This is a genomic window from Streptomyces sp. NPDC012466, assembly GCF_042955215.1.
Taxonomy (GTDB): Bacteria; Actinomycetota; Actinomycetes; order Streptomycetales; family Streptomycetaceae; genus Streptomyces.
This window is the reverse complement of the sequence record NZ_JBIBEQ010000004.1, coordinates 153,108-172,409: the sequence shown is the minus strand read 5'-3', so window position 1 is coordinate 172,409 and position 19,302 is coordinate 153,108. Positions and strand designations below refer to the sequence as shown.

Annotated in this window: 15 protein-coding genes; 8 read left to right on the top strand and 7 right to left on the bottom strand. The window is 69.8% G+C overall.

The features are described 5' to 3' along the window. Positions 1-235: 235 nt before the first annotated feature. Complete coding sequence (locus ACFY9E_RS16675) at positions 236-2,641, top strand: SpoIIE family protein phosphatase (RefSeq protein ID WP_390984113.1); 2,406 nt, start codon at positions 236-238, stop codon at positions 2,639-2,641. A gap of 438 nt (positions 2,642-3,079) precedes the next feature. Further along, positions 3,080-4,891 carry a S8 family serine peptidase gene (locus ACFY9E_RS16670; RefSeq protein ID WP_390984110.1) on the top strand — a complete coding sequence of 604 codons (1,812 nt, stop codon included), beginning with the start codon at positions 3,080-3,082 and terminating at the stop codon, positions 4,889-4,891. Positions 4,892-5,265: 374 nt separating this feature from the next. Here the strand turns inward: ACFY9E_RS16670 and ACFY9E_RS16665 are convergent, their stop codons facing one another. Then, positions 5,266-6,462: a cytochrome P450 gene (locus ACFY9E_RS16665; protein WP_390984107.1), complete on the bottom strand. Its 1,197-nt coding sequence runs from the start codon at positions 6,460-6,462 to the stop codon at positions 5,266-5,268. 154 nt (positions 6,463-6,616) lie between these two features. Here ACFY9E_RS16665 and ACFY9E_RS16660 point away from each other — a divergent pair, with 154 nt between their 5' ends. Then, positions 6,617-8,122: an FAD-dependent oxidoreductase gene (locus tag ACFY9E_RS16660; RefSeq protein WP_390984105.1), complete on the top strand. Its 1,506-nt coding sequence runs from the start codon at positions 6,617-6,619 to the stop codon at positions 8,120-8,122. 112 nt (positions 8,123-8,234) lie between these two features. Here the strand turns inward: ACFY9E_RS16660 and ACFY9E_RS16655 are convergent, their stop codons facing one another. Beyond that, positions 8,235-8,999, bottom strand: a complete 765-nt coding sequence (locus ACFY9E_RS16655; RefSeq protein ID WP_390984103.1) for an alpha/beta hydrolase — start codon at positions 8,997-8,999, stop codon at positions 8,235-8,237. A 352-nt stretch (positions 9,000-9,351) separates the two neighbouring features. On the opposite strand from ACFY9E_RS16655, the gene ACFY9E_RS16650 reads away from it, so the two are divergent. Next, entirely contained in the window at positions 9,352-10,530 is a 1,179-nt protein-coding gene (locus tag ACFY9E_RS16650) for a serine hydrolase (protein WP_390984101.1), read from the top strand. A gap of 45 nt (positions 10,531-10,575) precedes the next feature. Beyond that, a complete protein-coding gene (locus ACFY9E_RS16645; protein ID WP_390984099.1) occupies positions 10,576-10,992 on the top strand; it encodes a hypothetical protein in 417 nt (138 codons plus the stop codon). A gap of 125 nt (positions 10,993-11,117) precedes the next feature. Here the strand turns inward: ACFY9E_RS16645 and ACFY9E_RS16640 are convergent, their stop codons facing one another. Further along, entirely contained in the window at positions 11,118-12,110 is a 993-nt protein-coding gene (locus ACFY9E_RS16640; RefSeq protein ID WP_390984096.1) for a helix-turn-helix domain-containing protein, read from the bottom strand. Positions 12,111-12,162: 52 nt separating this feature from the next. On the opposite strand from ACFY9E_RS16640, the gene ACFY9E_RS16635 reads away from it, so the two are divergent. Continuing rightward, on the top strand, positions 12,163-12,558 hold the full coding sequence (locus ACFY9E_RS16635) for a cupin domain-containing protein (RefSeq protein WP_390984093.1): 396 nt from the start codon (positions 12,163-12,165) through the stop codon (positions 12,556-12,558). Between the two features lie 226 nt (positions 12,559-12,784). On the opposite strand, the gene coaD is transcribed toward ACFY9E_RS16635, so the two are convergent. Beyond that, positions 12,785-13,210 (bottom strand): pantetheine-phosphate adenylyltransferase, encoded by a 426-nt coding sequence (gene coaD, locus ACFY9E_RS16630; RefSeq protein ID WP_390984090.1) that lies wholly within the window; start codon positions 13,208-13,210, stop codon positions 12,785-12,787. 169 nt (positions 13,211-13,379) lie between these two features. Here coaD and ACFY9E_RS16625 point away from each other — a divergent pair, with 169 nt between their 5' ends. Then, positions 13,380-13,709 carry a type II secretion system F family protein gene (locus ACFY9E_RS16625; RefSeq protein WP_390985096.1) on the top strand — a complete coding sequence of 110 codons (330 nt, stop codon included), beginning with the start codon at positions 13,380-13,382 and terminating at the stop codon, positions 13,707-13,709. A 287-nt stretch (positions 13,710-13,996) separates the two neighbouring features. Here the strand turns inward: ACFY9E_RS16625 and ACFY9E_RS16620 are convergent, their stop codons facing one another. Both ACFY9E_RS16620 and ACFY9E_RS16615 read right to left on the bottom strand, forming a co-directional pair. Then, positions 13,997-14,572, bottom strand: a complete 576-nt coding sequence (locus tag ACFY9E_RS16620; protein WP_390984087.1) for a hypothetical protein — start codon at positions 14,570-14,572, stop codon at positions 13,997-13,999. Between the two features lie 445 nt (positions 14,573-15,017). Beyond that, positions 15,018-15,185 carry a hypothetical protein gene (locus ACFY9E_RS16615; protein WP_390984085.1) on the bottom strand — a complete coding sequence of 56 codons (168 nt, stop codon included), beginning with the start codon at positions 15,183-15,185 and terminating at the stop codon, positions 15,018-15,020. A 275-nt stretch (positions 15,186-15,460) separates the two neighbouring features. Between ACFY9E_RS16615 and ACFY9E_RS16610 the strand changes: the two genes are divergently transcribed. Further along, positions 15,461-18,013, top strand: coding sequence for a Helicase associated domain protein (locus tag ACFY9E_RS16610; RefSeq protein ID WP_390984082.1), 2,553 nt, complete (start codon positions 15,461-15,463; stop codon positions 18,011-18,013). A 112-nt stretch (positions 18,014-18,125) separates the two neighbouring features. Here ACFY9E_RS16610 and ACFY9E_RS16605 read toward each other — a convergent pair whose 3' ends face one another. Then, the gene (locus ACFY9E_RS16605; protein ID WP_390984079.1) at positions 18,126-19,067 is read right to left on the bottom strand and encodes a helix-turn-helix domain-containing protein; all 942 of its coding nucleotides are present in this window, start codon (positions 19,065-19,067) and stop codon (positions 18,126-18,128) included. Positions 19,068-19,302: the final 235 nt, after the last annotated feature.

Here is a 19,302-nt window from a genome sequence, read left to right as displayed (position 1 = left end):
ACCGGGTGCGGCGCCTCGGGCCTCACCATCGTCCCGGCTCGCGCTGTCGCCCGCCTGAGGCGCCTCAGGCGGGCGACAGCGGCCCTGGAGCACCCCCGGCGCACGAGCGCAGCCGGTCGCCTGCCCGCCCCCGGCCGGGGCGCCGTGCGACGGGAGCGGATCTAGGCTGGACACACTGGCTGGAAACCAGCTCTGGCGGGCACCACTGTCCGGACGGAGGCATGGTCGCGTGGACATGGCCGACAAGCAGGACTTCCCCACTGCCGTCGTCGTCGTGGACCCGGACGGCGTCGTGAGCGGTTGGAGCGAGGCGGGGCGGCTGCTCCTGGGCTGGGCGGCGGAGGACACCGTCGGGCGGCCCGTGACCGACCTGCTGGTCGACCCAGGGCCGACCGGCTTCCCCGGGAGCTTCGGCACCGGCTCGCAGCCCACGGGGCCGATCGCCCTGCGTCACCGAGACGGTTCCACGATGGACGCCGTGGTGGCGACCCACCCGCTGTCCGCCTCCGACGGACAGGCCCAGGGACATGTGGTGACCGTCCAGTGCTGGGGACGCCGCCCCGTGATCGCCGACCGGGCCTTCGAGCAGTGCCCCTTCGCCCTCGGCGTCTACGACCCTGAACTGCGGTTCTTGTGGGTCAACGCCTCCGCCTGCCGGGTGATGGCGCACTCCGAGGAACAAGTGCTCGGTGAGAAGTACCGCGAGCTGTTCCCCGAACTGGACGACCAGGCGTACACCGACAAGCTCTCCGAAGTGGCGAGAACGGGCGAGCCCGCACGTCTCATCACCGTCTTCCGCCCGCTCGGCAGCGACTACGCCAATGCCTGGGCCACCAGCATGTGGCCCGTCCGGGACTCCCGGGGAAGGATCCGCGCGGTCGCGAACTGGGGATTCGACATGAGCGCCGAGTACTGGGCCCGGCAGCGCCTGCTCCTCCTCAATGATGCCGGCGCCGGTATCGGCCGGACACTCGACGTCCTGGGCACGGCCCGGGAACTGGCCGGTACCTCGGTGCCGGGATTCGCCGACCTCGTCACCGTGGATCTCTTCGACGAAGTGCTGCGCGGAGAGGAACCACCCACCTCACCCGTCACCGGCGACACAGTGACGTTCACCCGTGCCGCCGAGCACAGCGCCAAGCAGGACCCCGACCGGCCTCCCGGCCACCTGGTGCCGGTCCACCATGCTCCGGACTCTGTCGCCGCCCGTTGCATGACCACCGCGAGGTCCACGGTGCAGCTCGCCACTGAACCCGGCCCCGGCGGCGAATGGGCCTTCGGACCCGGGCTCGCCGCCGACCCGGCCCACTGGCCACCGGGCACCCCGCTGATCGACGAAACCATGACGGCGGAGGGGCTGACCGGCCGGATCACCGTCCCGCTCCGGGCGCGCGGCGCACTGCTGGGCGTCGTCGCGTTCTCCCGCAGCGACCGGCCCGAGGCCTTCACCGCCGACGACCTGATCCTCGCCGAAGAACTGACCGCCAAGGCGGCTGTCGCCATAGACAACGCCCGCCGGTACTCGCGCGAGCGCACGACCGCGCTGACCCTGCAACGCAGCCTGCTGCCGCAGCGGCTACCGAGCCAGGAGGCGCTCGAGGTGGCCTCCCGTTACCTGCCGGCCGGGGTCGGTTCGGAAGTGGGCGGTGACTGGTTCGACGTCATTCCGCTGTCCGGCGCCCGGGTCGCCCTGGTCGTCGGCGATGTGGTCGGCCACGGCCTCCACGCCTCGGCCAGCATGGGACGGCTGCGTACGGCGGTGCGCACTCTGGCCGATGTGGACCTGCCGCCCGACGAACTGCTGACCCACCTGGACGACCTGGTCATCCACCTCGCGAGCGACCTCCAGCCCGACAGCCGGTTCCAGTCGACCGGCGAGTCCGGAGCCACCTGCTTGTACACCGTCTACGACCCGGTTTCCCGGCGCTGCACACTGGCGAGCGCCGGCCATCCGCTGCCTCTGATCGTCTTGCCCGACGGCACCGTGCACCCTGAGACCGCACGCCCCGGGCCACCGCTCGGGATCGGCGGCCTGCCTTTCGAGGCGACCGAGTTCGAGCTGCCCGAGGGCAGCCTGCTGGCCCTCTACACCGACGGACTGGTGCGCAGTCGCGAGCGCGACGCGGATGAGGGAATCTCCGAACTGCTCCGGGTCCTGCACCAGGCGGACACCTCGCTGGAGGCTCTGTGCGACACGGCGATGGAGACCGTGCTGCCCGGCCACCGTACCGACGACGCCGCCCTGCTGCTGGCGCGCACCCACGCGCTCGAACCCCACCACGTCGCCGACTGGGACGTCGACCCCGACACCGCGCAGGTGCCGCATGCCCGGAAGTTCGCCGTCGACCAGGTGGAGGCCTGGGGTCTGGAGGAAGCGGCGTTCGTCACCGAACTGGTCGTCAGCGAGCTGGTCACCAACGCCATCAGATACGGGGAACCGCCGATCAGGCTGCGGCTGATCCGCGACACCTCCCTGATCTGCGAAGTGTCCGACGCCAGCGACACCGCCCCACACCTGCGCAGGGCGCGGGCCTTCGACGAGGGCGGCCGTGGCCTCCTGCTCGTCGCCCAGCTGACCCAGGGCTGGGGCACCCGGCACAGCACCCACGGCAAGACGATCTGGTGTGCGCAGACCCTGTAGGAAGCCGGGCCGCGGCGAGGACTGAAGCCGCCCCCTGACGCTGCGCTCCGGCCCACGGCCATCGGCCGGTGCGGGCTCGGCCGCTCTCGGCGTCGCCGGCCTGCCGAGCCGGATCCCCGGTTGTACCCGCCTGTTTGTCCCGTGCTGACGGCGCTCGTCGCCGTCCTGGCTCGTGGCGACGGGCGCACACCCGGCCGACCCACGCCGAGGCCCGGCCGGGGGCACTGAGGGCCGTTGCAGCGGTGGTGCTGTCACTCGGGTCGAGTCCTGGAGACGGCAGGTCCCCGATCCGGAGCGTGGCCAACCATTTGTCCGGCCGGGCGATTGAGGCGCCGAGGCCTCTTCCCTTGTCATGCCCACTTCTGAGATCTTGCGTCGACCCAATCGACCCACGGCCCGGTCGCCGTCACCCCTTGCGCCGGGCTCTCGGAGGATGCTGTGACAACCCCCCGCATATCCCGGCACCGTCTCAGACGGCCCCTGCTGTCCGTCGCCGCTGCCGGAGCGGCTCTCGCGTTCGCCACGCCCGCCGGCGCCGCCGACGCAGGCACCGGCCTTCCGCCCGGTCCTGCCGCGGCCCGCGCCGCAACGCCCGCCCAGACCGCCGCCGGATGGGCCGCGGGCACCCGCTCCTACCTCGTCATCACCGCTCCCGGTGACACCTCGGCCGCACGCAACGCCGTCGCGGCGAACGGCGGTTCCGTCTTCGCGCACTACGACGCGATCGGCGTCGTCGTCGCACACTCCGCTTCGGCCGGCTTCGCCACCGCCATGCGCTCCGTCACGGGCGTGCAGAAGGTGGGCGCGACCCGCACCTCGGACGTCCCCGCGGACGCCTACTCCCCCACCCTCCCCAGTGCTCCCCCTCAGTCGACCACCACGCTCACCGAGACCGCGCGGTGGGACATGACGAGGATCAACGCCGACAAAGCCTGGGCCGTCAGCACCGGCTCGCCGTCCGTCACGGTGGGCGTCCTCGACACCGGAGTCGACGACCGGCACCAGGACATCGCGCCCAACTTCGACGCCGCGGACTCCCTCTCCTGCGCCTACGGCAAGGCCGACACCCGTGCCGGCGCGTGGCGCGACGTCGGCACCCACGGCACGCACGTGGCAGGGACCATCGCCGCCGCCAAGAACGGCAAGGGAGTGGTGGGCGTCGCTCCGGGCGTGAAGATCGCCTCCGTACGCATCGCGGAGCCCGGGACGAGCATGTTCTTCGCCGAGAACACCATCTGCGGGTTCATGTGGGCCGGTGACCGAGGCTTCGACGTCACCAACAACAGCTATTACACGGACCCGTGGATGTTCAACTGCCCCGACGACCCGGACCAGGCGGCCATCATCGAGGGTGTGCGCCGGGCGCAGGAGTACGCGGAAGGCAAGGGCTCCCTCCAGGTCGCGGCAGCGGGCAACTCCAACTACGACCTGGCGAACAAGCGCACCGACAGCTCCAGCCCGAACGACTCCACCCCGGTCAACCGCACCATCACCAACGCCTGCGTCGACATCCCGACGGAACTGCCGGGCGTGGTGACCGTCGCGGCGATGGGCAACGGGAACATCAAGGCGTCCTACTCCAACTTCGGCCGGGACGTCATCGACGTCGCGGCCCCGGGCGGCGACGGAGCCTACGGCGTCTACTCGACGCTGCCCGGCGGCAAGTACGGGAACATGAACGGCACGTCGATGGCCTCACCGCATGTGGCAGGTGTCGCGGCCCTGCTGAAGAGTGCCGACCCGGCCGCCACCCCCGCGGAACTCCGCGCACGGCTGGGAACCCAGGCCACCGACATCGCGTGCCCGTCCGACAGCCGCTGCACCGGCACCACCGCGAAGAACGCCTTCTTCGGGGAGGGCCAGGTCGACGCGCTGAAGGCCATCGGCGGGACCGTGCCGCAACCCGGCCGGTACTTCGAGAACACCACCGACGTCACCGTCGCCGACAACGCCACGGTGGAGTCACCGATCACCGTCACCGGTGTGACGGGCAACGCCCCGGCCGCGCTGAAGGTCGGTGTCGACGTCAAGCACACGTACCGGGGCGACCTGGTGCTCTCGCTCGTCGCCCCTGACGGAACGGTCTACGCCCTGGAGGACTTCGCCGACAGCGACAGCGGGGACGACGTGGTGAAGACCTACACGGTCGACGCCTCGTCGGAGACCGCCTCCGGGACGTGGAAACTGCGTGTCCGTGACATAGCGACCCAGGACACCGGGCGGATCGACACCTGGAACCTCACCTTCTAGCACCAGGGTTCCGCCGAGTGCACGCACTCCTCGCGGTGGGGCGGCGTCACCGCCGCCGCACCGCGAGGACGGTGACGACCGGAGCGAAGGGCGGTACTCGCTACCGTCGCGGCTCCCGCCCCGGAGCGAATATGACCGAACGGCAACAGGAATCCGTGATGGGCGCTGAATGCCGCCCTGACGGCCGACGGCAAGACGCTTCCTCTCACCGCCGCGGCCGGCACCGAGGTCGGCACGCTGACGGTGGGCAGCGGGCCGCGGGCCCCGTCGGTCCCGGTGACGGTGCGGAGCCGGCTCGCGGAGCCCACGATCACCGACAGGCTCACCCGCCTGGGCTGACGGCCCCTTGGCCGACGGGCCCACCACCCGCGCCCTCACCACGTCACGGGCAGCTCCACCGGGAAGCGGCGGATGGTCCGGGTGTCCCAGGGCACGTCCTGGGCGGGTACGGCCAGGCGGAGCTCGGGGAGGCGGGTGAACAGGACCTCGATCGCCGTCCTGAGTTCCGCGATGGCGAGTGTGCTGGCGATGCAGTGATGGCCGCCCCAGCCGAACGTCATATGGGGATGAGAGGAGCGGTGGACGTCGATGACGTCGGGGTCCGCGAACACCGCCGGGTCCCGGTTGGCCGCGAGGTAGGAGACGTGGACGAAGTCACCGGCACGGATCACCACCCCTTCCAGTTCCACGTCCTGCAGCGCGACGCGTGGGATGCCGACGCCCTTGCGGAAGGGGATGTGCCGCAGGAGTTCGTCCAGCAGCCGGGGCAGCTGTTCCGGGCGGTGCCGCAGCAGGGCGCGCAGCTCGGGGCGGGTGAGCAGGGTGTAGGCGATGTTGCTGATCTGGCAGGTGGCGGTGTCGTTGCCGCTGAGGATGAGAGTCAGTGCGAGGACGGCCAGCTCGTCGTCGCTCAGGGGCTCCTCCCCTTGGTCGCAGGCGGCCATGGTGTTGATGAGGTCGCTGCTCCCGTCCTTCCGCCGTTCGGCGACCAGCGCGGTGAAGTAGGCGCGCAGGTGCTGCTTGGCCTCGGCCGCCGCCTGCCGGGCATCGGGCGCGGTGGCGAGCATCTGCTGTGTGCGGCGCAGCATGAGGGGCCGGTCCGGGGCGGGTACGTCCATCAGGGCGCAGATGGTGTGGTTGGGCAGTTGCTCTGACAGGCCTTGGGCCAGGTCGGCCGGCGGCCCGTGCTCGACCATCTCGTCCACGAGCCGGTGGGCCACCTGTTCGATGGCCGGCGTCATGCGCTTGACGCTGCTCTGTGTGAAGGCCCGGGCGGCGGCATGGCGTAGCCGGGTGCTCCGCGGCGGGTCCATGACGTTGAGCGACTCCGGGGAGACGATCGGCTCGGGAGTCATCCGGGGGTAGTCCCGCCCGACGATGGCGGCCCGGCTGAACCTCGGGTCGGTCGTCACCTGCCGTACGCCGTCGAAGGTGGTGACCAGCCACGCCTCGGCTTCGCCATAGGGAAGTCGGATACGGCTGACCGGGCCGCTGGCCATGAGCTGTGCGAGGGACGGGTCGAAGGCGAGGTGCTCGCTGAAGTCGAAGGGGCAGGCGGCGGTGTGAGCCATGTGTACTCCTGAGCGCGTGCGGCGGTGCGGCCATGTGGGCGGAACCGGTGGGCTCGGGCCACGGCCGCCCGGCCCGTGGGGGACATTTCGCATAGTGCGGCAGAGCGCCGCTCCATGCATCCAGTGCCGGTCAGACGGCAGAAAGCAGGGAGACGTGCCCGATCCCACCCTTCAGACGCCACGGCAGCCGACTGTGGACGTGCTGGTCGTCGGCGGCGGACCGACCGGCCTCACCCTCGCCTGTGACCTGGCCAGGCGCGGCGTGCGGACCCATGTCATCGAGGCAGCCGACGAGCTTTCCGCCGGTTCGCGCGGCAAGAGCCTGCAGGCACGCACGCTGGAGACGTTCGACGACCTGGGCGTCGACGACGCGCTGAAGGCAGCCGGCGCCGCCTTCCCGCCCATGCAGACCTGGCGCGACGGCGAACGCCAAGGCGAGTGGCAGCTCATCGAGCCGGACCCGGAGGCCCCGGTGTCACGTCATCCGCAGCAGTGGTTGGTTCCCCAGTGGCGTACGCAGGACATCCTGCGCGATCGGCTGCTCGAACTGGGCGGAACCCTGGAGTGCGGTGCCCGGCTCACCTCCCTCACCCAGGTGGACACGCACGTGACGGCAGAGGTGGCGCGGTCCGACGGTGGCCTCCGCGTGATGACAGCGCTCTACCTGGTGGGCGCCGACGGCAGCCACAGCACGGTGCGCGAGTCCTTGGGCATCGCCATGAAGGGTGAGGATCGTGGGCTGCGCTCGGCGGTGGTGGCGGACGTACGCATCAGGGGTCTGGACCGCGATCACTGGCACATCTGGCCCGACGACCCGCCCGGGGAACTGCTGCTGTGCCCGCTGCCGGGAACGGACGACTTCCAGTTGAACGCCAAGATCACCGGCGAGGAGTTCACCGCGACGCCCGAGACCGTGCGCAGTCTGGTCGCCGCCCGAACCCACCTGCCCTCGGACGCCGTCACGGACGTGCGGTGGTGCTCGTTCTACCGGCCCCGCACCGCACTGGCCGAACGCTTCCGCCAAGGGCGCGTCCTGCTCGCCGGGGACGCCGCTCACCTCCACCCGCCCGGCGGCGGCCAGGGGTTGAACATCGGCGTGCAGGACGCCTACAACCTCGGCTGGAAGCTCGGTCAGGTCATCGCCTGCCACGCCCCGGACACGCTTTTGGACAGCTACGAGGCCGAGCGCCGGCCCGCCGCGGCGGGCGTCCTGGACCTCAGCACCCGCCTGTACCGAGCCGGCCGCAAGCCCGAGGACAGCGACCAGTCCCGCTTCCGGGGGCGGGTCTGCCATCTGCTGTCGGTGCACTACCGCGACAGTGAGCTTTCCATTGACGCCCGCGAACGCCGTTCCCCGGCCGGTGTCCAGGCCGGCGACCGCGTGCCCGACCTCGCGTGTGTCACCACCGACGGCCCCTGCCGGAATCTCTTCGACCTGCTGAGAGGCCCGGACTTCACGCTGCTCGCGGTGAACTGCGCACCGCCCCGGGCGACGCCGGGTATCCGCACGCACCAGGTGACCGACGGGCCGCTCGCCCGGGAGCTGGGCACAGGACTGTTCCTCATCCGCCCTGACCACCACATCGGTCTGGCCGCCGACGGCCCGGAACAGCTCGGCCGCTACCTGGCGCGTGTCGGTCTGCGGAGCACCGAGACGTAACGAACGCTCGGCGCCGCTGCTCCAAGGCGTCGCGGGGCATGCGGGTAGGCGGTCTCAGTCCGGGCCGCGGCAACGGCGCCCGGCGGGGACCGGACGCCGCTGCCGCTCACCCTCAGCCCAGCGCGGTCACCGACCGGCCGAGATGCCGGGCGAGGAACCCGACCGCGCTGTCGGCCTCGAACCTGGGCAGTTCCATGTGCGTGCCCGCGTTGGCGTGCAACGTCTTCTCCTTGGAGGCGAAGGCGTCGAACAGCGCCAGGCCGGCCTCGCGCGGGATGCGCTCGTCGTCCCACTGCATGGCGAACTCGACCGGGACGGTGATCTGCTGCGCATTTTCGAGCAGGACATCGGGCCAGGTCGAGACGAAGACCGCGGCCGTGATCCGGGGTTCGATCGCCACCAGCGGCACCCCGACCGCGGTTCCCAAACCGATACCGACGTAACCGATCGGTTCTTCGGCGCCGATCTCCGGAAGTTGCTGCAGGGCGTCCAGGGTCGCCTGCCATTCGGGTACGGCGAGCTCCGCCAGGCGGGCGTTGTAACGGACGACGATCGGACCTTCCGGCTCGCCCGCCTCCTGCGCCTTGCGCAGCTCGGCGATTTCCTGCTCGTCTTGCGCGGTGCGCGGCCGGTCGCCGTGACCGGGCGCGTCGATGACGGCGACGTGGAAGCCGCAGCCGGTCACGAGGAGGTGTGCCCGGCCCGCCATCGCCGGATGCGTCTTGTGGGCGCCGCCGCCGTGGCCCATGAGGACCAGGGGGGCGCGATCGGTGCCGGAGGCCGGCGACCAGAGAACTCCGGGAATGTCACCCACGGTGAAGTGGCGTTCGAGCATGCCGTTCGACGACGACTGGGTGGTGAAGCGCAGAGGGTGCACAGGTGTTGCCCTTCGGGAGTGCCTTGTTGTCGAGGCGCTCCCGGCGACGCCTGTGTCAATCGCCGGCCGTGACGGGAAGGGGGAGCACCCACGTCGATACAGCGTTCATGGGTCTCACCTCCTCGGGCGGTGTCACGGGCAGCCACAGGGTACGGGCCCGGGCATCACCCCGTCCCATACTTTTCCCAGCCACGTGATCACGCCTTGTCGACGGGCCTCAGTACGACCGTGCATCACAGCTGCCGGGCACCAGGACGGTCACCCGTGTGCGGGTGGGGGTCAGGGTGGGGTCGGGGATCGCTCCGGGGCGCCCCCGATGCTCGCTCACCCACCCACTGACAGTGTGCGGGTCATGACCCCAACACGCATGTCCCGAAGGACCTTTGTGGGCGCCGCCCTGTCAGGAGCGGCCGCGTTGGCCGCCGTCACGGTACTGCCCGCGCGTGGCGCCGTCGCATCTCCCGCACCTCCCACGCCTCTCCCGTCCCTGGACAACGCCGCCCTGCGGGCGGCGATCGACGATCTGGAGCATCCGCCGTCGACCGCGGCCCAATTGCGCGTCGGCGGCACGGCCGGCTCCTGGCGTGGTACCTCGGGTGTGGCCGACATCAGGACACGGCTGCCGGTGACGGGGCGGCACATGGTTCGTATCGGCAGCATCACCAAGGTCTTCGTCGCCACGGTGGTGCTGCAACTGGTGGCCGAGGGCCGGGTCGGGCTGGACACGCCCGTGCGGCGCATCCTGCCGGGGCTGCTGCCGGCCAGGTTCTCGCCCGTCACGGTAGCCCAACTGCTGAATCACACCAGCGGGTTGCCGGACCACGTGGGCATCCCCGAACCGGTGACCGCGGAGGACGTCCTCCTGCACCGCTTCGACCATTGGACGCCGCAGGAGTGGGTGGCGACGGCGATCCACGGGCCGCTGAAATTCGCCCCGGGCACCAGGCAGGAGTACCGCGGCATCAACTACCTACTGGCCGCACTGATCATCGACAAGGTCACCGGCCGTCCGTACGGAGAGGCCGTCGCGGCCCGCATCCTGCGCCCGCTGGGCCTGGCCCACACCGTCGTGCCCGGCGACGATCCGCGCGTCCACGGCCGGCACGTGCACGGCTACCTGACGATGGCCGACGGCGGCCTGGCGGACATCACCGTCCACGACCAGTCGTCAAGCCGGGGCGAGGGCGACATGGTCTCCACCACGGGCGATCTCGACCGGATGCTCGCCGCCCTGTTCTCCGGCGAACTGCTCCCGCCGGACCTGCTCCAGCTGATGTTCACGCTGCCGCCGGACGACGTGCGCATGCTGGACGGCTCCCCGGCCCGTTACAGCAGCGGGCTTCAGCAGGCCACCGTCAACGGCGTGACTCTCTGGGGCAAAACCGGCGAGACGTACGGCTACAAGAACGCCGCGTTCTCCACTCGTGACCAGCGACGCCGCTTCGTGCTGGCCTACAACCCGACGACCGCCCGCAGCGGTGAGGAGAGCCAGATGATCGTTCGAATCGCCGACCTGCTCACCCGCACGTGAGTGATGCATGATGCCCTCGCGACACACAGCACCTTTGGGGGGACCATGCGCACCCGTACGACACTTACCGCAGTCACCGCGCTGCTGCTCGCCGCACTCACGGCCTGCGGAGGCACCGAAGCGGAGGCGGACCCGCAGGACTGCAGGAGAGCCATGTACGAGCAGTACAGGGACACGGTCAAGGCCGGTGATGACGCGCCCCGGGGCAAGGAGCCAACCGAGTGTGCCGGCCTCGACGACAACACGGTGAAGCGCCTGGCAGGTGAGGCGATCAGGGACTACCTGGCCGGCGAAGACGCCGAGAAGGCCGTCGACGATGCCGTGGAGGACGCCATCGAGGACCTCCCGTTGGAAGAGGTCATGCCGACACCTGAGGCATCGGACCTCGGCCTGGAGTTCGACGACGTCCAGGATGAGCTTGACCGCCTGACGGAGGGATCCGAGGACGCCCGGACGCCGTGAGCGAGCCTTGGGTGGATGCCGGTCGCGGGCGGTCGGCGGCCGACGCCCTCGGACAGTGACGTGGCGAAGCCCCCGCTCAGCGTTCAGAGAGTCCCGTGGTTCACCCGATGACGAGACCTCCGGTTTCAGCCTGCCTGCGGTCCGAACCGGCGCCTGTACGCGGAGGGATTGAGCCCGGTCTCGCGACGCATCAGGGCACGCAGGTTGGCGGCGGTGCCGAGCCCGGTGCGTCGCGCGACCACGTCGAAACGCGACTCCCCTCGCTCGATCAGTCGGCAGGCCAGGGCAACACGCTCCCCCGTGAGCCACGCCAGCGGCGTCGTTCCCAGTTGCGCCTGGAAGCGGCGATGCAGTGTCGCCGGGCTGACCGCCGCCCGTACGGCGAGTTCGGACACGGTGAGGGTCGAGTCGAGTCGTTCCTGCGCCCAGGCCAGTACGGGCGCCAGGGATTCGTCCGGCAGATCCGGAATCGGCCGCTCGACGAACTGCCGCTGTCCGCCGTCGCGGTGGGCGGCGAAGACCAGACGTCGGCTCACGGCGTTGGCGATCTCCGCTCCGTGGTCGCGGCGGACGATGTGCAGCCCGAGGTCGAGCGCAGCGGCGCTCCCCGCCGCGGTGAGGATGTCGCCGTCGTCCACGAACAGCACGTCCGACTCGAGTCGGACGGCGGGGAAACGCGCCCGGAAGGAGTCCGCCCACTGCCAGTGCGCGGTGGCCCTGCGCCCGTCGAGCACCCCAGCCTCGGCCAGAGTGAACGCGCCACTGCAGAAGCCCACCAGACGGGCACCACGTGCGTGGGCCCGCCGGATCGCGTCGAGCACAGCCGGACGTCGAGGCACCTCGGTGTCGGGCCGGTTGGGAACGATCAGAGTGTCCGCCGAGTCGGCCGCTTCCAGGCTCGCGACCCCGGTGAGCGTGAAGAAGCCGTCCCGCATCAGCGTCCGCGGCTGGGGCGAGCAGAGCTCGAAGTCGTAGAGATCAGGGCCGATCTCGGGCCTGTGCAAGCCGAAGACTTCGGTCGCACAACCGAGCTCGAAGGGGTTCGAGTTCTCATCCACGATGACGACGACGCGATGCGGGCCGGTTGTACGCGCTGCGTGCGAGGATCCTTGCGCCATATGCGATTCCTAGCACTCACGCCGCCCGTCCGGCAGCAGGAACGATGAGCCCATGAGCGACGAACCCATTGCCCTCGCCAAAGCCCTGGCCTCCTTCGACGCACTGTGGAGCCCCCGCATCGTCACGCGCGTCAATGACTACGACGTGCGCGTCGCCAAGGTCGACGGCGAACACGTCTGGCACGCCCACGACCACACGGATGAGTTCTTCCTGGTGCTCGACGGCGAACTGCACATCTCGCTTCGCGAGCCCACGGGAGAGCGCACGGTCGTGCTCGCTCAAGGTGCGGTCTTCACCGTCCCCCGAGGCACGGAACACAAGCCGTACGCCCCCTCCGGCGCCGCGATCCTCATGATCGAGCCCACCGGGACACCGACCGTCGGCGATCGCCACGACGAGATCCCGGCCCATGTGGACGCGACGACGGGACACCCACTCCACTCTTGAGCGCCCGCGGACGCTTCCCTCGCTTCTGCCCAGTCGACCGCTGCGGGGCGGACTGCCCATCCCCAGTCGGCCCGTCGACCTCGACCGCCCGGGCGTTTCTCGGCTGCCACCGCGAGCCGACGCCCGGTCGATGGATTGTTCAGGACGGGTTGCGGGAGATCGCAGAACCGCGTCTCAGGACAGCTCATTGCCGCCCTCGCCTTCGGGAAGAAGCCCGCTCAAAGCATCATTCGGGGACACGGTCCCGTTGACTCATCGCGGTGACGAGGGTGGAGGAGATGTGGGCCAGGGCGGGGTCCGCAGCGATGAAGAACGTTTCGATTCCCGCCAGTTCGTGGTTCATTCGGGCCATCGGCATTTCGTAGTCCAGGTCGGGAACACCGCGGACTCCGCGGATGACGACGTCGATTCCGACTCGGCGGCAGTAGTCGACCAGCAGACCGCCCGTGTGGGAGTCGACCGTGACGTTGCTCAAGTCAGTTGCTGCCGCGCGGAGCCGGTCCAGCCGTTCCGTGACGGGGAAGCGGCCAGTCTTGTTCGCGTTGAACATCACGCACACGACGACCTCGTCGAACAGGAGGGCAGCGCGCCGGAGTACGTCTTGGTGCCCTTGAGTGACCGGGTCGAAGGATCCTGGGAAGAGGGCTCGCATGATCGGAAAGAGTAACAAGCGGCCGACCCCGGTGGTGAAGTGCCAGGCCAGCCAAATCCACCAAGGTCAAACGCTTCAGTTGGCCGGCGGGAAACGCATTCTCCCCGACCAAGCCTCAGCGCAGGAAATACCGTTGGCCGCCTCCCCGAAGCATCTCTACTCTGAGCCGGTGGTCATTGGGAAAACCTCGTACGTCTGCCTCCCCTGCCGGGTCTCGTACAAGCAGCCTCACGACAGAACAAGGCAGCGAACCTGCCCGCGCTGTGCACGGACGATGATTCACGCGGGATCGGCGTTCGCGACGCCCCGTCGGCGAGACGTGGCTGCATGGCGAACCCTCAGCGTGCTGCTCAACGCAGGCGTGGGCTTCCACAAAAGCTGCTGCGGAGGACCGGGATACCGGCCCCGGAAGCTGCGCGAGATACGTGAGCGGATGACGTACGCGCAGCGCAGCGGCACACCGATCGCTGAAGCCCTCGCACGGCGTGACGTGCCATGACAGGCACCCCTGCATGCTCGACCGTGCTTCTGCCCCAGGTCTGCTGAGTCGCGCGCGAACTCATTGCTGAGCAGGTCGGATGCCGCACCCGCGGCGTTCGAGGCCGGCCTCGCAATCGACCACCCGCGGCTGTTCGCCGATAGCGCGGCCACGACACACCCGCAAGGGCACAACCCAGGGTTCCCGGTCTGGGTTGTGCCCGCGCGGACGTTCACTTCCCACTGCTGCAACTTTCCCGCAGCACCAACTGCTTGAGACGACCCCGCACCACATTCTGAAACGATCAGTCAGCAGGGCCTGACATACCAGACGGGAGTCCAGTTGTAACTCGGCTCACTGTAGGTAGCACCAGGCGTGGTGAAGATGACGTTGCGGTTTTGGTTCTTGAACAGTGCACGGGTGCCCGGCGTCTGATGGTTGTAGTACGAGCCGTCGCCGGTCCAGTTCTGCAGTGCGTAGTCCTGGCAGTGGTACAGGGCGAGTCGGTCACCCAAGCCGAGTTGCTGACGGAACAGGCAGAAGTACCCGTAGTCGCATTCCCATTGTGCCGCGGCACGACTTCCGGCCGACGTGCTCAACTCGCGCACGTACTTCTCACCGGGGACGGTGACCGTCAGTGTGGCACCGCCGGCCAGTACCATCTCGTTCGCCGAGACCTGCCGTCCGTCCTGGCGGGCAAGGTAGCGGTCCACCTTCGCCTGGAGAGCGTCGGCTTGGTCTCGGCTGAGCCCGGCAGCACGGGCCTGTTGGTCGAATGGCGCCCGGGGCTGTGTCGTCTCCGCGGATGCCGGTCCGGCCAATCCCACTGCCAGGAGGGCCACCGCTGCAGCCGCGAGCGATGCGTACCGCTTCAGTAGGGACATGCCATTCCTTTCCTGATGAAGCAAGGGCACCCAGGAACGTGTCCGGGTGTTGGTCCGGCTCCGCATGGGCGCCTCCGGCGTGAAGCGCGCCTGTGAGAGCGGTGTGCCGCATACCGATGCTCTGCGGTATTCCCGGGAACGTATCCGGACTGGCTTGCGGTGTCTTCCTGACACCTGTCAGGAAGACACCGTCCCTGTACTGGGGAGGGCTGCCGGCGGACTGACGGTCTGGCAGCGCCTGCGGGACTTGACCAGAAGAACCGTCACGACGTGACACAGCGGATGCCTTTTCCGGATGCGACCTCGCACTGCTGCAACTCCCCCGCGCATCAACGGTTTGAGACAACTCCTCACCTCATGCTGAAACGATCAGCAAGGGCCCGTCAGCTTGCTGACGGGCCCTTGGCGGACGCCCCTTAGCAGACCTTCCGGCCCAGGGGCGAGGTCACCGTCTGCGGCCCCAGCCGCCGCCGACGCCGGCCACCTGCAGAGCCAGGCACAGCAAGCCCAGCAACATGACGTTGGTCGAAGAGAACACATCGTTGGTGCTGATCTCTGCCGCGTTGATCAAGAACGCGAAGAAGAACAGCACCGCCGCGACTATGCCGAGCATGAAACGAGCTCCTCTCGAAGGGGGTGAAGCCCGTATGCCCCGCCTCCGCCCCGGCAGACACCAGACTTCCGGCCGACCCGTCCCCGTGGATCCCGGCCGCTGCACACGGGGGACGGACACGCACAGGTGGGGTGTGGCGAGACATCACGGCAGGGCCGTGGATGCGTGGCCAGAGGGGAAGACTGCGCAATCATCGGGGCGGTGTTCCCGCATCCCGGATCCCTGCGAGGATCAGTAGCACACACGAATCCGGACGACCCAGGCGAAGGATCATCATGGCGGCCAAGGCACTCCGCCCCCATCAGCGGGAGGCCGTGGATGCGGTACTCCGAGCGCTCGAGCTCTCCCCTGACTCGACCGTGCCCGAGCGCGGGCTGCGCACTCAGGTGATCATGGCGACGGGGACCGGCAAGACCCTCGTGGCCGCGCGGAGCGCTGAGGAGCTCCGGGCGGGCCGGGTGCTGGTGCTGGTGCCCTCGCTGGACCTGCTCACCCAGACCGAGGCCGCGTGGCGCGAGGCCGGTCGGCGCGGGCCGATGATCGGGCTCTCGTCCCTGAGCGGGGAACAGGGGTCCTTCCCCAACACCACGGACGTGGAGGAGCTGGTCGCCTGGGTGCGGCCCTTCGACAGGGTCACCGTGTTCGCCACTTACGCCTCGCTCGGTCTGGGCACCCTGGAGCGTGCTCACCAGGCCGGCCTTCCGGGCTGGGACCTGGTCGTCGTGGACGAGGCGCACCGGACGTCGGGGCGGCTGGGCAAGCCGTGGGCGGTTGTCCATGACAACACCCGCATCCCGGCCCTGCGGCGTCTGTACATGACGGCCACGCCCCGGTTGTGGCAACTGGGCGAGGACCAGGCGCAGGGTGTGCCGGGCGAGCTTGTGGCGAGCATGGAGGACGACCCCGGCTCCCCTTTCGGCAGCCGCTGCTACACCCTGACGCTTTCGGATGCCATCGACCGCGGGATCTGTGCCCCCTACCAGGTGGTGTGCCTTGACATCACGGACATCGAATTCCAGGCGTCCCGCCTCCTGAGCACCGACGGACGCTCCGACCAGGTACGCGGGGCGCGGCTCGCCGCGCTGCAAACCGCGTTGGTGAAAGCATCGGCTGAGGAAGGCTTCCGCAGGACGCTGGTCTTCCACCATATGGTCAAGGAGGCCGAGGCCTTCGCGGCCGGCCTCCAGGACGTCGCCGATCGGCTGCACGCCGGTGATCCCGGGAGGTACCCGAAGGGGGTCTGGGCCGAGTGGCTGTGCGGAGAGCACAAGCCCGCGTACCGGCGCCAAGTCCTGACAGAGTTCGCCGAGGGGATCACCCCCGCCGGCACCGTCGTCGACAAGGCCTTCCTGAGCAGCGTTCGCATTCTTGGCGAAGGCGTCGACACCCGACACTGCGACTCCGTCTACTTCGCCGACGTACGCGGCTCGATGCCGGATCTCGTCCAGGCCGTGGGCCGGGCGCTGCGGATGCAGCCCGGTGAGGGCAAGATCGCCTCGCTCGTCGTGCCGGTCCTGCTCGCCCCCGGGGAGACGCCGGACGACATGCTCACCTCCAGGGCTTACGGCGGTCTGGCCACCTTGCTGGAGGCACTCAGGGCGCACGACGCCCGCATCGTCGAACAACTCGCCGAGTCGCAGGCGCGAAGCCGTTCACGGGGCGTACAGAGCCGCAGCGGGAGCGAGGAGGACGACGCGGCCGGCAGCGACCGAAGCGACGGTGGGCTGTCCGTTCCGGCCCGGGCGTTGCTGAAGTTCAGCACCCCCCGTGACCCCGCCGCGCTCGCGGCCTTCATCAGCATGCGCGTCCTCAACCCCGAACACCGGCACTGGCGACGTGGGATCGAAGCCGCCTTCGTCTACCACCGGCTCCACGGCGACCTGAAGGTCCCCTTCACCTACCGCGTGCCCGATGACGGCCAGACGGCGGGAGCAGAGGGATGGCGGCCCTCCCTTCGTTCCTTCCCCCTGGGGCAGTGGATCGCCGACGCACGGAGGTTCCGCGCCCGCGGGGACATGAGCGAAGACCGCATCGTCCAGCTGGACAAGCTCGGCATGATCTGGTCTCACTACGACATCGCGTGGGAAGAGGGACTCGCAGCGGCGCGTGGGTGGGCAACCGAAGCGGGTCATCTGCTGGCACCGCTGGACGCCACCTACCAGGGCTACAAGGTGGGCATCTGGCTGAAGAACGCCAGGGCCGCCGCACGGAGGGCCGCCGAGATCGAACAGCGGCGTGCCGAAGGCCTGCCCGTTCCGTCGGAGGCCGGCGCCCTGTCGGGGGAACGACGCGAACAGCTCGAGGACATCGACCCGTCGTGGTGCCCGGCCTGGTCGGTGGAGTGGCAACGCGCCTTCCACCTCAGCCGGCGGCACCTGGAACAGGGTGGTGAGCTGCCCACGAAGCCGGGGGAGGTCATCCGTCAGGGCGAGGACCTCGGGCGTTGGGTGCGCTCGGTCCGGATCGGCTGGGACAAGCTCACCACCGTCCAGCAGTGGATGTGCGAGCACATTCTCGGGATCGAACCCGCCGGCGAGGACGAAAAGCCCGCACCGCGGACCAGCCAGGCCGACAAATGGGCCCTCAACTACGCCGCCGCGAAGCAGTACTACCAGCGCGAAGGACACCTGAAGGTACCGCGCAAACACATCGAGACGATCCTCATCGGCAGCGCCGGTGCCGAAGCGCGCGGTCGTGAGCACGATGAGGATCGGGAGGAACGGCAGCTCCGGCTGGGGGCATGGATCAGCAACCAGCGCTCGCGGGCGGCGACACTGTCGCCCGAGCGGGTGGAGCAGCTCTCCCTCATCGGCATGCGCTGGGCGTAACCGTTCCCTGTGTACCGCCGGCCCGGCTCGGCGTTCGGCCAGGGCACCTGTGAGCCGTGCGGGTGGTGCCGGCGGCTGGTGAGACGACGGGGCCGTTCGTCCGGCCCGGGGGTCAGCCGGCGCAGGCGTGGGCCGGAGAGAGCCCGTCGGCGGGTTGCGGCTCAGTGGCCGGCACCGAAGGGTCCGAGGGCAACGACGCCGGTCGGGTGTCCGCGGATTCCAGGCTGAGCATGGCCGTCTCGTCCGGCGTGCCGGGGGATGCCTGGTAGACCACCATGCGCTGGCCGCCCGTCCGGGCCAGCCGCATGACCTCGTAGGTCAGGGTCATGGGTCCCGCCTCGGGATGCCGGAAGGACTTCTGCCCGCCGCCGCGTTCACAGACGTCGTACCGCTCCCACAGGCGTGCGAACTGCGGTGACTTCAGCATCAGTTCGCCGACCAGTGCGGTCAGCTCGGGATCGTCCGGGTCGGCTCCGCCGACAGCCCGCAGATGCGCCACCGACAGCGCGACGGTTTCCTCCCACGGCTCGTAGAGCGTCCGGCCGACGGGGTGGAGGAAGACGTAGCGAGTCAGGTTCCGCTGTTCCTCCGGCCAGTCCCAGAGCCCGGGCATCAGCCGCCGGCCGGGCGGGTTGGCGGCCAGCACACGGTTGTGCCGGCTCACCACATAGGCGGGCAGCGGGCGCACCGACTCCAGCATCCGCAGCACCGAGTCGCGCACGGTGTGGTCCGGGCTGGCCGGCAGCTCGGAGGGCCGGCCGGAGGCCAGTTCCGCGAGCTCGTGCAGGCGCTCGTAACCGTCGCCACGCAGCCGCAGGGTGCGGCCGAGGGCGTCCACGACGGCTGGGGAGGGGTTGGTCTCCCGGCCGCGCTCCAGGCGGATGTAGTAGTCGACGCTCACCCCGGCCAGCGCGGCCAGCTCCTCGCGGCGCAGTCCGGGGGTGCGGCGCAGGCCCGCGCCGGCCGGGAGACCGACGTCCTCCGGGCGTACCTGTGCTCTGCGGGCCTTCAGGTACCGGCCGAGCTCCGTGCCCCTCGCTTCCGCTGCTGTCATCCGGTCATTGTCGCAGGCGGTCAAGAGGTGTGGGGGGCCGTGTCAGGGCCTGGAACGCCGCACCCGGGGCAGCGCGCGGTCTGCCGCCCGGCTGCGCGGGAGTGGAGAGTCGACGTCGGGACGGGTGGTCCGGCTGCCGGAGCCCAGGGGGTGCGTGACACCGGTCCGCGGCTCCGGTGGCCGCGGCCGCCCGCCCTGTCATCCCTTCCAAGCCCTTCGTACCGTTCCGGGAGTT